Consider the following 12,537-nt stretch of genomic DNA (forward strand, 5'->3'; position numbering starts at 1 on the left):
AGAGCGAGCCCCGCCAAAAGGCGGGGCGTTTGTGCGCACAGCGGCACCGCACGACCGCGTCGCGTGGTGAGACCGGGCGATTCCTCTGCCGAACTGTTATGAACACCGAAGCCGACCGTGTCAAAGGCCACAGCCGGCTTCGATCCGATTACGACAAGTGCCGTAGGGTCCGTCGTACTTGCGCGCTACTTCAAGCGGGCCATCAGAGCGTGTTCCACCAGCGTGATCAGGGCACTCTTGGCGTCCGCGCGGTGCCGGGCGTCCGTCGTGATGATCGGGGCGTCCGAACCGATCTGGAGCGCCTCCCGCACCTCGTCGGGGGTGTAGGGCTGCTGGCCGTCGAAGCCGTTGAGGGCGATGACGAAGGGCAGGCCCGAGTTCTCGAAGTAGTCGACGGCGGGGAAGCAGTCGGCGAGGCGCCGGGTGTCCACCAGGACGACGGCGCCGATCGCGCCGCGTACCAGGTCGTCCCACATGAACCAGAAGCGGTCCTGGCCGGGGGTGCCGAACAGGTACAGGATGAGGTCCTGGTCCAGGGTGATGCGGCCGAAGTCCATGGCCACCGTGGTGGTGGTCTTGTCTCCGGTGTGGGTGAGGTCGTCGATGCCGGCCGAAGCGGACGTCATCACGGCCTCTGTGCGCAGCGGGTTGATCTCCGAGACGGCGCCGACGAACGTGGTCTTGCCCACGCCGAAGCCGCCCGCCACCACGATCTTCGCGGAGGTGGTGGCCCGGCCCGCGTCAGAGCTTGCGAAGTCCACTGAGCACCCTTTCGAGCAGCGTCACGTCCGGAGCGCCGCCGTTGTTCTCGTCGCCACCCGGCTGATGGATGGCGACCAGGCCGGCCTCGGCGAGGTCGGCCACCAGGATCCGGGCCACTCCGAGCGGCATGGCCAGCAGCGCGGAGACCTCCGCGACCGACTTGACCTCGCGGCACAGGTGGCAGATCCGCTGGTGCTCAGGGAGCAGCCCCATGAGCGCTGCCGGGTCGGCCGTGGTGCTGATCAGCGCCTCGATGGCGAGCTGGTAGCGCGGCCTGGTCCGGCCGCCGGTCATGGCGTACGGCCTCACCAGCGGCTGGTCGCCCTCGTCCCCGTACGGCTCCGCGTACGGATCATGATGGGCGGTGGGCGGGGTCATGAATCCTCCGGGCGTGACAGCAAGTCGGTCAGTCAAGCCGTCTGACGGGGCCGTGGGGGGATTGTGGCGGCCGGACGGTGTTTTCGTGAGGTGGGTGGTGCCGGGGGCGGTCAGTGAAGCAGACTGCCCTGGAGTTCGGCGCGCAGGTCCGGGGTGAGAACCGCACCCGCGCGGTCGACGAGCAGTGCCATCTCGTAGCCGACGAGGCCGATGTCGCACTCCGGGTGGGCCAGAACCGCAAGGGACGACCCGTCCGAGACGGACATCAGGAAGAGGAAACCGCGCTCCATCTCGACGACCGTCTGCGCCACGCTGCCACCCTCGAAGATCCGGGACGCCCCGGCCGTGAGGGAGGTCAGCCCGGACGCGACGGCGGCGAGCTGGTCGGCGCGGTCCCGCGGGAACCCTTCGGACATCGCCAGCAGAAGGCCGTCGGCGGAGACCACCACCGTGTGCGACACCCCAGGGGTGTTGTCCACGAAGTTGGTGATCAACCAGTTCAGGTTCTGTGCCGCCTGGCTCATCGGACTCAACTAACGCTCCTGCTGGTGAGTGGGGCTCGGGAAGCTGCCGGTCTGGCCGCTGCCGGCCTGACGGCCCTGAGCGATGCCCCGACGAAGATTGGTCAGCCGTCCGCGTACGTCGTCAGGCGCACGCGAGACCTGCGGACCGGCTTGGTGCTGTTGCTGCTGCGCCGTACCGGGCACGAGGTTCGCCCGGGGTACGCGGCGCGGCAGGCCTGAGGTGGTGACCCCGCCCGCCGCGGGCTGCCGGACGCGCTCCGCCTGCCGGACGAGATCGTCGTTCGGTGAGGTGCGCCAGGAGCCGGTGGTGGATGCGGAGCGCTGCGGAGCGGGCGCCTGCTGCTGCGGCGCCTGCTGCTGAGGCGTCTGCTGCGGCTGCTGCGGCGCGGGCGCGCTCTCCTGCTGCTGACTGCCGTGGAACCAGTTGGTCTCCAGCGTGTCGAACAGCGGGGTGCGGCCGTCACCCGGGCCGCTGGCCGGCGGCAGCGCCTCCGGCTCGGAGCGGACCGGACGCTGCTGCGGGGCCGGCGGGCGCGGGGCGCCGAAGTCGTCGGGGCCGGCCTGCTGCGGGCGCTCGAACTGCCCGGTGTGGCCGGGGTTCTGGCGGCCGGGCAGGGAGTGCTGCCCGGTGGAGCCGCCGTCGTAGCCGCCGTTGTACCCCTGCTGCGGGGCCTGCGGGGCCTGCTGCGCCGGGAACTGGCCCGTGTGCTGCTGCGCGCCGTTGTCCCGCTGCCCGGCCGACGTGCCGAACACATCGGGGCGGAGGAACGGGTCGGTGCCCTGCTGGGCGCCGGGCGCGTCGTAGTGGCCCTGCTGCCGGTCGGCCTCGGGCCGCGCGAACTGGCCGGTGTTCTGGCCGTTGTCGGGCCGCGCGAACTGGCCGGTCTGCTGGACGTCGTCGGGGCGGGCGTACTGGCCGGTGTGGCCGGGGCCGTCCGGACGCGCGAACTGGCCCGTGTGCGAAGCGTTGCCGCCGGGCAGCTCGGCGCGCGGGAACTGGCCCGTGGCCGCCGGGCCCTGCGCGTCGTTGCGGGGAATCGCCGGTATCTCGGCGGTGGAGCCCGGACCCTGCCGGTCGTCCACGCGCGGCATGCGCGCGGTCTGCGACGGGTCCTGCTCGTCGTGGCCGCGCGGCGTGTCGAGCGAGGCCCGGGAGAGCGGGGCCTGGGTGTCGCCCCACTCCGGGGTACGGGACTGCGGGTCACCGCCGGGCAGCTCGGCCCGCGGGCCGCCGCGCGGCGGCAGCTGGGGCTGACGGCCCTGGTCCGCCGGGCCGCCGGAGCGCTTGCGGCCGCGGCCGGCGAAGAGGTCCTGCTGCGGCCCGCCCTGGCCCCCGGCCTGCGTGCCCTGCGGGGCGCCCGGCGTCTGGCCGCCGAAGCCGCCCGCGCCGGGACCGGCCGGTGCCGGCCGCCCGCCCTGCTGCTGGCCGCGCGCTCCGCCCGGCGCACCGGGACGTCCGCCCTGGCCGTTGCCGGGCAGCGCGGCCCGGGGGCCCTGCCCGGAGCCGACCTGGCCGCGCGGGGCCGGTCCGGCGCCGAGCAGTCCGCCGCCGGCCGGGGCGCCGCCGAGGGCACCGCCGTTGTTGCTGCCGGTCGCCCGCCGGGCGGCCGCCGCGCCCGCGGCGGCCTGCGCCGCGGCCGGACCGCCGGTCGAGGGCGCACCGGACTTGCCCGGAGCGGGCTTCTTGCCGCCCTGGGCGACGTCGACGGGGAGCATGACCAGCGCGGTCGTGCCACCGGAGTCGGAGGGGCGCAGCTGGATGCGGATGCCGTGCCGCTGGGACAGCCGGCCGACCACGAACAGACCCATGCGGCGGGAGACCGAGACGTCCACGGTGGGCGGCGAGGCGAGCCGCTCGTTGATCGCCGCGAGGTCCTCGGGGGAGAGGCCGATACCGGTGTCGTGGATCTCGATCAGCACACGGCCGTCGGGCAGCGCGTGACCGGTGACCTTGACCTTGGTCTGCGGCGAGGAGAACGAGGTGGCGTTCTCCAGCAGCTCGGCGAGCAGGTGCACGAGGTCGTTGACGACCCGGCCGGCGACCTCGGTCGTCGGGACCGAGGCCAGCTCGATGCGCTCGTACTGCTCCACCTCGGAGGCGGCGGCGCGGAGCACGTCGACCAGCGGGACCGGGCGGGTCCAGCGCCGGCCGGGCTCTTCACCGGCGAGCACGAGGAGGTTCTCACCGTTACGGCGCATACGCGTCGCGAGGTGGTCGAGCTTGAAGAGCGAGGACAGCTGGTCCGGGTCGGCCTCGCGGGACTCCAGTTCGGAGATCAGCGACAGCTGACGCTGGATGAGGCCCTGCGAGCGGCGCGAGAGGTTGGTGAACATCGCGTTGACGTTGCCCCGCAGAAGGGCCTGCTCGGCGGCGAGGCGGACCGCCTCGCGGTGCACGTCGTCGAAGGCCGTGGCCACCTGGCCGATCTCGTCCCGGGAGTGCACACCGACCGACTCCACGGAGGTGTCGACGTCCTGCGGGTCCGACTCCGACAGCTGCTTGACCAGCTCGGGCAGACGGTCCTGGGCGACCCTGGTCGCGGTCTCCTGGAGCCGGCGCAGCGAGCGGATCATGGACCGGGCCACGACGAACGCGCCGACCAGCGAGACGCCGAGCACGAGCAGGATCAGCGCACCGGAGATGATCGCGTCCTGCTGGGTGGCGCTCTTCAGCTCACGCGCCTTCTGCTCCATCTCCTCCAGCAGCGTGTGCTCGATCTTCTTCATCTGCTCGATCTTGGTCGAGCTGTCGTCCACCCAGTCGCGGTAGGACCGCGCCGGCAGCTGCTGCAGGCCGTCGGGGGACTCGAAGGAGCGCTTGGCGTAGGTGTCGGCGGACTCGATCGTCGGGTTGCCCTCGTCGATCGGCTTGAGGAGTTCCTCGGCGTTCTGGCTGGCGTAGATCTTCCGGAAGATCGCCAGCTCGGAGTTCTCGCTCTCGTACGCCGACTGGCCGTAGAGGCGGTCGTTCTCGGAGAGGTCGCCCTTGGTGGTGGTGGTCGCGGGCAGCGCCGCGGCGATCATGGCGCGCTGCACCGACGCGTACTCCTTGGCGGTGGAGAACGCCGCCAGGGCGCGGGTGCGCGAGATCATCTCCGGGTTGCTGGACGCCTCGGCCATGTCCTGGGAGAGGCCGATCAGCTGGTTGATGAGCCGGTGGTAGGACTCGACCGTCTGGGAGGCGTTGGCCTTGGACGTGTAGGCGGACTTGCGGATCTTGGCCAGGTCGTCCAGCTGGTTGGCGAGGCCGACCAGCGCGTCACGGACGCCCTGGAGGTTGCCGTCCTTGCTCGCCGCGTCGATCTGCTCGGAGGCGTCGAGGAAGTTCTCGCGGGCCCGGTCGGACTTCTGCTGGTAGGCCTTGATCTGGTAGTCGTTCGCCTTCAGGCCGCCGTGCGCCAGCGGTCCCGCGGACTGGTCGCGCTCCTCCTGGAGCGCGGCGGCCAGCTCGGTGGCCTGCTTGGTCATCTCCGTCAGCAGCTTCATGTTGTCGAGCTGCTGGATGTCGTCCATGGACTGGTTGATACGCAGCGCACCGAGCGAGGTGGCCGCGACCACCGGCAGGGCGAGCAGCGACACCAGACGGGTCGAGATGCGCCAGTTGCGCAGGGCCAGCCGCGAGCCGGGGCCCGTCGCGCCCTGCGCGGACTTCGCCTTCGGCGTGGGGGTGCCGGCGGGCGCCGCCGTCGTGGACGTCGACGAGGACGCGGCGCCGGGGCGTCCGCCGCGCTCACCGCCGTCTCCCGCCGGGCCCGGGTTCTGGGCGTGCTGGGGCGAGGCGCTGCCCTTCACGGGGCCAGTCCCGTCGTGCGGCTCCGGCTCCGCCGAAGCGCTGCCATCCCTCTTGAAACGTCCCTGCACTAGCGTCGCAACCTCTGGACCAGGCACCCCTCCGCGCGAACGGAGGGACACGGTGTCGGCGTTCTGGAGAGCGCCCTGAAAACGCCCCCCGGTGGTCTTGAGTGACCGCGCAGGTTCCCCCTGTCTCGCCGCCGCTCGGCGCTGTGCTGCGCCCCTGCGCGCCGGCTCGATCCCGCGGCGGTCCGTGGAATTCCAGCACAGTGCAGGATCTCCAACAAGGGCAGTGGGCCGAGCTGTGACCTCCGTGACGGGTTGTGAGGGGTGAGTTACCAGCCGTGGACCCTGATTCGGTCAATTACGGGCGTATTGCTGCTAGTCGCCGCCCGGCGCCCGGTGTCCCAGTCGCCATGATCAGGAGCGGAATGATGGCTTCAGGTGGTCAATGTCCGTTTCGTTGAGCCGGGCGAGCGGCCGGAATTGACCGCTTTGCCCGCAGACTCGTGAGCAAACTCACATGCACATCGTGAGCAGTTGGCGGCTTCGCCGGGGAATCGGATGTTTAGCCTGACGCTTTACAACGGGGACGACTCTGCCAACCCACTCGACCAGAGGGCACAGGACGACAACGGTGAAGACGACGACGATGTTCCGCAAGATAGCCAACCCGCGACGCACGACCCTGGCGCACCTCGACGACGCCGGCGAGCTGCACACGCCCGAGCTGCCGGAGCACTCCCTCGATCTTCCCGCCCAGACGGCGAACCCCCGGCGCACCGTCCTCATGGAGATCCCGGTCGGCGCGGGGGCCCCGGCCGGCGAGTAGCCGACGGCCGCACCGGGCGCGGCCGGGGACCGGGCGACGGTCCGCACGGCCGCGTTCGCCTTTTCCGGCCCGCTTGCCCGCCGGCCTTCCCTGACGGCCTTCCTCGCCGGCTTTCCCCGCCCCGTCTCGCCGCCGGCTTCCCCGCCGTGGCCCCCCGCCCGCCGCGGCGCCCCGTCGCCGTCCCCCGCGCGACCCCTGCGTGACGGCCCCCGTTGACCCGCCTCTGACCTGCGCAGATGCACCCAGAAGCGCATTACTTCGCACGGCTCCGATAGCCTGGGGCGTCAGTACGCCGGTTCTCAGTGAGGGGCGCAAGGATCCCGTGCGCATCGCCAGGTTCTCCATCGACGGGAACGTCGCCTTCGGCGCGGTCGAGGGCGACAAGCAGGACGAACTCGTCCTCGACATCATCAAGGGCATCCCGTTCGCGGACTACGAACTGTCCGGGACGAAGGTGCCGCTGAACAAGGTCAGGCTGCTCCCCCCGGTGCTGCCCAACAAGGTCGTCGCGTTCGGCCGCAACTACGCCGACCACGCGCGCGAGCTGGGCAACGAGGTCCCCGAGGCGCCGTTCGCCTTCTTCAAGCCGTCCACCTCCGTGATCGGCCCCGGCGACGACATCCAGTACCCGTCGTTCTCCGAGGAGCTGCATCACGAGGCCGAGCTGGCCGTCGTCATCGGCCGCATGTGCCGCGAGGTGCCGCGCGACCGCGTCAAGGACGTGATCCTCGGCTACACCTGCGCCAACGACGTCACCGCCCGTGACGTGCAGAAGCGGGAGAAGCAGTGGGCCCGGGCCAAGGGCTTCGACACCTCCTGCCCGCTCGGCCCCTGGGTGGAGACGGACCTGGACCTCGCCCGCGCGGGCGACCTGACCATCCAGCTCACGGTCAACGGCGAACAACGCCAGCTGGGCCGGACGAGCGAGATGATCCACCCCATCGAGGACCTGATCGTCAACATCTCCGAGGCCATGACGCTGCTGCCCGGCGACGTCATCCTCACCGGCACCCCGGCAGGGGTCGGCCCCCTCCACGTCGGCGACGAGGTCGCCGTCACCATCGAAGGCATCGGCACTCTCACCAACAAGGTTGTCAAGCGTGGCTAGCGCATCCGGCTCTCCCGTACGCGTCCGTTTCTGCCCCTCGCCCACCGGTAACCCCCACGTGGGCCTGGTCCGCACCGCCCTGTTCAACTGGGCGTTCGCCCGGCACAACCAGGGCACCCTGGTCTTCCGCATCGAGGACACCGACGCGGCCCGCGACTCCGAGGAGTCGTACAACCAGCTGCTCGACGCGATGCGCTGGCTGGGCTTCGACTGGGACGAGGGCCCCGAGGTCGGCGGCCCGCACGAGCCGTACCGCCAGTCGCAGCGCATGGACATCTACGCCGACGTCGCGCGCAAGCTCCTCGACGGCGGCTACGCCTACCACTGCTACTGCTCCCAGGAGGAGCTGGACTCCCGCAGGGAGGCCGCCCGCGCCGCCGGCAAGCCCTCCGGCTACGACGGCCACTGCCGCGACCTGAGCGCCGGGCAGGTCGCGGAGTACCAGGCCCAGGGCCGCACCCCGATCGTCCGCTTCCGGATGCCCGACGAGACGATCACCTTCACGGACCTGGTCCGCGGCGAGCTGACCTTCACCCCGGAGAACGTCCCGGACTACGGCATCGTCCGCGCCAACGGGGCCCCGCTGTACACGCTGGTCAACCCGGTCGACGACGCCCTGATGGAGATCACCCACGTCCTGCGCGGCGAGGACCTGCTCTCCTCCACCCCGCGCCAGGTCGCCCTGTACAAGGCGCTGACCGAGCTGGGCATCGCCAAGCGGACCCCGGCCTTCGGCCACCTGCCGTACGTGATGGGCGAGGGCAACAAGAAGCTCTCCAAGCGCGACCCGCAGGCGTCCCTCAACCTCTACCGCGAGAAGGGCTTCCTGCCCGAGGGCCTGCTCAACTACCTGTCGCTGCTCGGCTGGTCGCTCTCCGCCGACAAGGACATCTTCACGATCGACGAGATGGTCGCCGCCTTCGACATCTCCGACGTGAACCCCAACCCGGCGCGCTTCGACCTGAAGAAGTGCGAGGCGATCAACGCCGACCACATCCGCATGCTGGATGTGAAGGAGTTCGCCGAGCGCTGCCGCCCGTGGCTCCAGGCACCGTTCGCCCCCTGGGCGCCGGAGCAGTTCGACGCGGCGAAGTGGGAGGCGATCGCCCCGCACGCGCAGACCCGGCTGAAGGTCCTGTCGGAGATCACCGACAACGTCGACTTCCTGTTCCTCGCCGAGCCGGTCTTCGACGAGGCTTCGTGGGCCAAGGCGATGAAGGAGGGCTCCGACGCCCTGCTCCGTACGGCCCGCGAGAAGCTGGAGTCCGCGGACTGGACCTCGCCGGAGTCCCTCAAGGAGGCCGTCCTGGCCGCGGGCGAGGCGCACGGCCTCAAGCTCGGCAAGGCCCAGGCGCCGGTCCGCGTGGCGGTCACCGGCCGCACGGTCGGCCTGCCGCTCTTCGAGTCGCTGGAGGTGCTGGGCAAGGAGACGACGCTGGCCCGCATCGACGCGGCCCTGGCCAAGCTGGCGGCCTGACCCGCCCGCACGACGCGGGAGTCCGCCCCGGCGGACGGCGACCGCCCCGAGCCGGGTGGGGCGCGCACGGCCGATGTGTTCCGGGGACACGGTTCCGGGGCCGGAGTACCGTCGCGCCATGAGCATCAGAGCCGTGGTCTGGGACGTCGACGACACCCTCTTCGACTACACGACCGCGGACCGGGAGGGCATGCGGGCCCATCTCCTGGCCGAGGGCCTGCTCCACGCGTACGACGGCGTGGAACAGGCCCTGCTGCGCTGGCGGGAGATCACGGACGCCCAGTGGGCCCGGTTCTCCGCCGGCGAGGTGGACTTCCTCACGCAGCGCCGCGACCGCACCCGGGTCTTCCTGCAGCGGGAGCTGACCGACGGCGAGGCCGACGCCTGGTTCGCGCGCTACCTGGTCCGCTACGAGGCCGCCTGGAGCGTCTTCCCCGACGTCCTGCCCGTCCTGGAGGCCCTCGCCGCCAGCCACCGGCACGCGGTGCTGTCCAACTCCAGCATCAGGGTCCAGGAGCACAAGCTGCGCACCCTCGGCCTCCTCGACCGCTTCGAGTCCGTGCTGTGCGCCGCCGAGCTGGGCGTGTCCAAGCCGCAGGCGGGGGCCTTCCTGGCGGCCTGCGAGGCGCTGCGGCTGCCCCCGCACGAGGTGGCGTACGTCGGCGACCACCCCGAGATCGACGGGCGGGGCGCCGCCGAGGCCGGGCTGCTGTCCGTGTGGATCGACCGCGCGGGGGTGCGCGCGTGGACGGCGGGGGAGGTCGCCGCGCACCGGATCTCGACCCTCGCCGAACTCCCGGCGCTCGTCCGCGCGGATACCCGTTTTGGAGCCCCGTCCACCTTCGGGTAATGTTCTTCCTGCGCCGAGGGAAGCGGGCCGAAAGGCCGGGCCCCGAGGAGCAAACTAGAACGAGAACCCCCGCAGGGGCTTGAGTTCCAGTGGCCTATGGTGTAATTGGCAGCACGACTGATTCTGGTTCAGTTAGTCTTGGTTCGAGTCCAGGTAGGCCAGCTCGCAGAGCTTATCTGCAAAGCCCCCGTTGTGTAGCGGCCTAGCACGCTGCCCTCTCAAGGCAGTAGCGCCGGTTCGAATCCGGTCGGGGGTACTGATCTCGATCTTGTCGGGATCGCTAGGGCCCCCGTTGTGTAGCGGCCTAGCACGCCGCCCTCTCAAGGCGGTAGCGCCGGTTCGAATCCGGTCGGGGGTACGAACTGGTCTAAACCACATTGGTCTATGGTGTAATTGGCAGCACGACTGATTCTGGTTCAGTTAGTCTTGGTTCGAGTCCAGGTAGACCAGCTCGGATCTGCGGAAACGTAAGATCCACGCCCCCGTTGTGTAGCGGCCTAGCACGCCGCCCTCTCAAGGCGGTAGCGCCGGTTCGAATCCGGTCGGGGGTACGCACAGGGAAGGCCCTCCACTTCGGTGGAGGGCCTTCTTCGTGTCCGAAGGCCCGTACCGGGCTCAGTCGCCCTCGAACCGGTGGTACGACTCGTGAGCCTGTGCCAGCCGGCGCAGGCTCAGCAGCACCGGCTCGTACAGGACGGTCAGCGCCACGGCGGCCTCCACCTGCTCCTCCGGCGCGTACCGCTCCACCATGTCCAGATCGTCGACGGCGATCTGCTCCATGGCGTGGGCGTACGGCTCCAAATCGGCCCTCGTGCACGGGTATCCGAGCCGGGCGAGCGTGGTGATCGCGGTCACCAGCATCTCGTACGGAGGTGCGGCCGGGGCGTTCGGCGGCAGGTGGCCGGGGCGCCAGCCGAGGCTTTCGAGCAGTTCGTCGGCGGTGCGGCGGGCGGACGCCGTGGCCGGGTCGGCGTCGTCGGGCGCGGGGCCGTGCGGCAGGGCCCACACCGCCGTGCCCAGGCGCCGGGTGCGGCCGAGTCCCTCCTCCTGCAGGGCGGCGAGCACCTCGCGGGCCGAATTCACCGGAATCCGGCCCACCTGGATGAGCGCCCGGACCAGCCGCAGACGACGTACGTGCTCCTCGTCGTACTCGGCCTGGGTGGCCGTGATCCGCTGCCCCGGGTGCAGCAGCCCCTCGCGCAGGTAGTACTTGATCGTCGCCGTCGAGACCCCGCTGCGCGCGCTCAGCTCCGCAAGTCGCATGGTCGTGTCGTGTCCCTTCCTGCTTGCGCTCCCATGGTGGAGAGTGTCACTATCCAACCATGGATAGCAGAGCTATCCGACCAGCCTGGAGGAGTGGGGGAGCTCATGGGAGATGCAGTGGTCGAGGGGCGTATGACCGCCGCGCACGAGGGCGGCGTCGTCGTCTTCCTCATCGGGATGCGGATCAACAGCTATGCGGCCGTCCGCAGTTGGTGGCCGGTCGCACGGGCCATGGGGCCCATGATCGCGGAGCTGCGCCGGGACCGGTCCGAGGGGCTGCTCGGCTACAAGGCGCTGTGCGGCGGGCCGCGCGAGATCCACCTCGTGCAGTACTGGGAGTCGAAGGAGAAGCTGCTCGCCTACGCCTCGGCTCAGGACCGCCACCACCGCCCGGCCTGGGCGGCCTTCAACCGGCGCCTGCGGGAGGGAAGGGGCAGGGTGGGCTTCTGGCACGAGACGTACGTCGTGCCGGCGGGGGCCCATGAGTCGATCTACATGAACATGCCCGCCCACGGGCTGGGAGAGGCGACCGGGGTCCTCCCGGTCGGCCGCCGGGGCGACCGGGCCGCCGACCGGCTGCGCGCCTCCTGAGCCACGGGCGGGGGCGGGGCGCGGCCGTCGGGCCGCGCCCCGCACCGCGTCCGGGTGCCGGAACGCCGAGGAGGGCCTGCCGCGGCGCTGGGGCAGGCCCTCCTCGGCGTTCCGGGTGCCGGCCTCAGCCGGTGCGGCGCAGGGCCTCGGAGAGGCGGCCTGCCGCGTCGATGACCGCCTGGGCGTGCATACGGCCCGGGTGGCGGGTCAGGCGCTCGATGGGGCCGGAGACGGAGACGGCGGCCACCACGCGGTTGGACGGGCCGCGGACCGGCGCGGAGACGGACGCCACGCCCGGCTCGCGCTCGCCGATGGACTGGGCCCACCCGCGCCGCCGGACGCCGGACAGGGCAGTCGCCGTGAAGCGGGCGCCCTGCAGACCGCGGTGCAGACGCTCGGGCTCCTCCCAGGCCATCAGGATCTGCGCCGAGGAGCCGGCCTTCATGGTCAGGGTGGAGCCGACCGGGACCGTGTCCCGAAGGCCGGACAGGCGTTCCGCCGCGGCCACACAGATCCGCATGTCACCCTGGCGGCGGTAGAGCTGCGCGCTCTCGCCGGTGACATCACGGAGGTGGGTGAGCACGGGGCCCGCCGTCGCGAGCAGGCGGTCCTCGCCCGCCGCCGCGGCCAGCTCCGCGAGGCGCGGGCCGAGGATGAAGCGGCCCTGCATGTCGCGTGCCACCATGCGGTGGTGTTCCAAAGCCACGGCCAGGCGGTGGGCCGTGGGTCGTGCCAGTCCGGTGGCACCGACCAGACCCGCGAGGGTGGCCGGACCGGACTCCAGAGCGCTCAGGACGAGGGCCGCCTTGTCCAGAACGCCGACGCCGCTACTGTTGTCCATGCAACGATACTCACGTCTCACTCTGTGAAACGCAAGTTCAATTTTCCGTGGAACGCGCCACCCTGGAATCACACAGCGGCCCGCAGACCAACGGGCCTGGCGGTGGACGCCCGGAGTCA

General features: G+C 71.2%; 11 protein-coding genes and 5 tRNA genes. 10 read left to right on the forward strand and 6 right to left on the reverse strand.

Features of this window, described 5'->3' with window-relative positions; all coding sequences use genetic code 11:
* Positions 1-185: 185 nt before the first annotated feature.
* The 4 genes from ACF073_RS24705 to ACF073_RS24720 form a co-directional block, all read right to left on the reverse strand.
* On the reverse strand, positions 186-761 hold the full coding sequence (locus ACF073_RS24705) for an ATP/GTP-binding protein (RefSeq protein ID WP_392073412.1): 576 nt from the start codon (positions 759-761) through the stop codon (positions 186-188).
* Complete coding sequence (locus tag ACF073_RS24710) at positions 742-1,140, reverse strand: DUF742 domain-containing protein (RefSeq protein ID WP_009190816.1); 399 nt, start codon at positions 1,138-1,140, stop codon at positions 742-744. The genes ACF073_RS24705 and ACF073_RS24710 overlap by 20 nt, the downstream gene beginning before the upstream one ends.
* 110 nt (positions 1,141-1,250) lie before the next feature.
* Positions 1,251-1,664, reverse strand: a complete 414-nt coding sequence (locus tag ACF073_RS24715; protein ID WP_003993189.1) for a roadblock/LC7 domain-containing protein — start codon at positions 1,662-1,664, stop codon at positions 1,251-1,253.
* Positions 1,665-1,673: 9 nt separating this feature from the next.
* A complete protein-coding gene (locus ACF073_RS24720; protein ID WP_392073415.1) occupies positions 1,674-5,525 on the reverse strand; it encodes a nitrate- and nitrite sensing domain-containing protein in 3,852 nt (1,283 codons plus the stop codon).
* Positions 5,526-6,093: 568 nt separating this feature from the next.
* Between ACF073_RS24720 and ACF073_RS24725 the strand changes: the two genes are divergently transcribed.
* The 9 genes from ACF073_RS24725 to ACF073_RS24765 all read left to right on the forward strand — a co-directional run bounded on the left by ACF073_RS24725 (position 6,094) and on the right by ACF073_RS24765 (position 10,274).
* A complete protein-coding gene (locus ACF073_RS24725) occupies positions 6,094-6,288 on the forward strand; it encodes a hypothetical protein (protein ID WP_392073417.1) in 195 nt (64 codons plus the stop codon).
* A 322-nt stretch (positions 6,289-6,610) separates the two neighbouring features.
* Positions 6,611-7,396: a fumarylacetoacetate hydrolase family protein gene (locus ACF073_RS24730; protein ID WP_392073419.1), complete on the forward strand. Its 786-nt coding sequence runs from the start codon at positions 6,611-6,613 to the stop codon at positions 7,394-7,396.
* Positions 7,389-8,873, forward strand: coding sequence for a glutamate--tRNA ligase (gene gltX / locus ACF073_RS24735; RefSeq protein WP_392073421.1), 1,485 nt, complete (start codon positions 7,389-7,391; stop codon positions 8,871-8,873). Before ACF073_RS24730 ends, gltX begins: the two co-directional genes overlap by 8 nt.
* A 118-nt stretch (positions 8,874-8,991) precedes the next feature.
* Positions 8,992-9,723, forward strand: coding sequence for an HAD family hydrolase (locus ACF073_RS24740; protein ID WP_392073423.1), 732 nt, complete (start codon positions 8,992-8,994; stop codon positions 9,721-9,723).
* A 90-nt stretch (positions 9,724-9,813) separates the two neighbouring features.
* Positions 9,814-9,885: transfer RNA gene (locus ACF073_RS24745), tRNA-Gln, on the forward strand.
* Between the two features lie 21 nt (positions 9,886-9,906).
* Positions 9,907-9,979 (forward strand) — tRNA-Glu (locus tag ACF073_RS24750).
* Between the two features lie 29 nt (positions 9,980-10,008).
* A tRNA-Glu gene (locus tag ACF073_RS24755) sits at positions 10,009-10,081 on the forward strand.
* Positions 10,082-10,101: 20 nt separating this feature from the next.
* A tRNA-Gln gene (locus ACF073_RS24760) sits at positions 10,102-10,173 on the forward strand.
* A 28-nt stretch (positions 10,174-10,201) separates the two neighbouring features.
* Positions 10,202-10,274 (forward strand) — tRNA-Glu (locus ACF073_RS24765).
* 64 nt (positions 10,275-10,338) lie between these two features.
* On the opposite strand, the gene ACF073_RS24770 is transcribed toward ACF073_RS24765, so the two are convergent.
* On the reverse strand, positions 10,339-10,986 hold the full coding sequence (locus tag ACF073_RS24770; protein ID WP_392073425.1) for a MerR family transcriptional regulator: 648 nt from the start codon (positions 10,984-10,986) through the stop codon (positions 10,339-10,341).
* Positions 10,987-11,091: 105 nt separating this feature from the next.
* Between ACF073_RS24770 and ACF073_RS24775 the strand changes: the two genes are divergently transcribed.
* Positions 11,092-11,577, forward strand: coding sequence for a DUF4188 domain-containing protein (locus tag ACF073_RS24775; protein WP_392073427.1), 486 nt, complete (start codon positions 11,092-11,094; stop codon positions 11,575-11,577).
* Between the two features lie 124 nt (positions 11,578-11,701).
* Here the strand turns inward: ACF073_RS24775 and ndgR are convergent, their stop codons facing one another.
* Positions 11,702-12,418 carry an IclR family transcriptional regulator NdgR gene (gene ndgR / locus ACF073_RS24780; protein ID WP_020270051.1) on the reverse strand — a complete coding sequence of 239 codons (717 nt, stop codon included), beginning with the start codon at positions 12,416-12,418 and terminating at the stop codon, positions 11,702-11,704.
* Positions 12,419-12,537: the final 119 nt, after the last annotated feature.

This window comes from Streptomyces sp. NPDC015171 (assembly GCF_043079545.1).
GTDB lineage: Bacteria > Actinomycetota > Actinomycetes > Streptomycetales > Streptomycetaceae > Streptomyces.

Coding starts and splice junctions, on each gene's coding strand:
- ACF073_RS24770 (WP_392073425.1), bottom strand. CDS start 10,986: ATGCGACTTGCGGAGCTGAGCGCGCGCAGCGGGGTCTCGACGGCGACG.
- ACF073_RS24740 (WP_392073423.1), top strand. CDS start 8,992: ATGAGCATCAGAGCCGTGGTCTGGGACGTCGACGACACCCTCTTCGAC.
- ACF073_RS24775 (WP_392073427.1), top strand. CDS start 11,092: ATGGGAGATGCAGTGGTCGAGGGGCGTATGACCGCCGCGCACGAGGGC.
- ACF073_RS24710 (WP_009190816.1), bottom strand. CDS start 1,140: ATGACCCCGCCCACCGCCCATCATGATCCGTACGCGGAGCCGTACGGG.
- ACF073_RS24715 (WP_003993189.1), bottom strand. CDS start 1,664: ATGAGCCAGGCGGCACAGAACCTGAACTGGTTGATCACCAACTTCGTG.
- ndgR (WP_020270051.1), bottom strand. CDS start 12,418: ATGGACAACAGTAGCGGCGTCGGCGTTCTGGACAAGGCGGCCCTCGTC.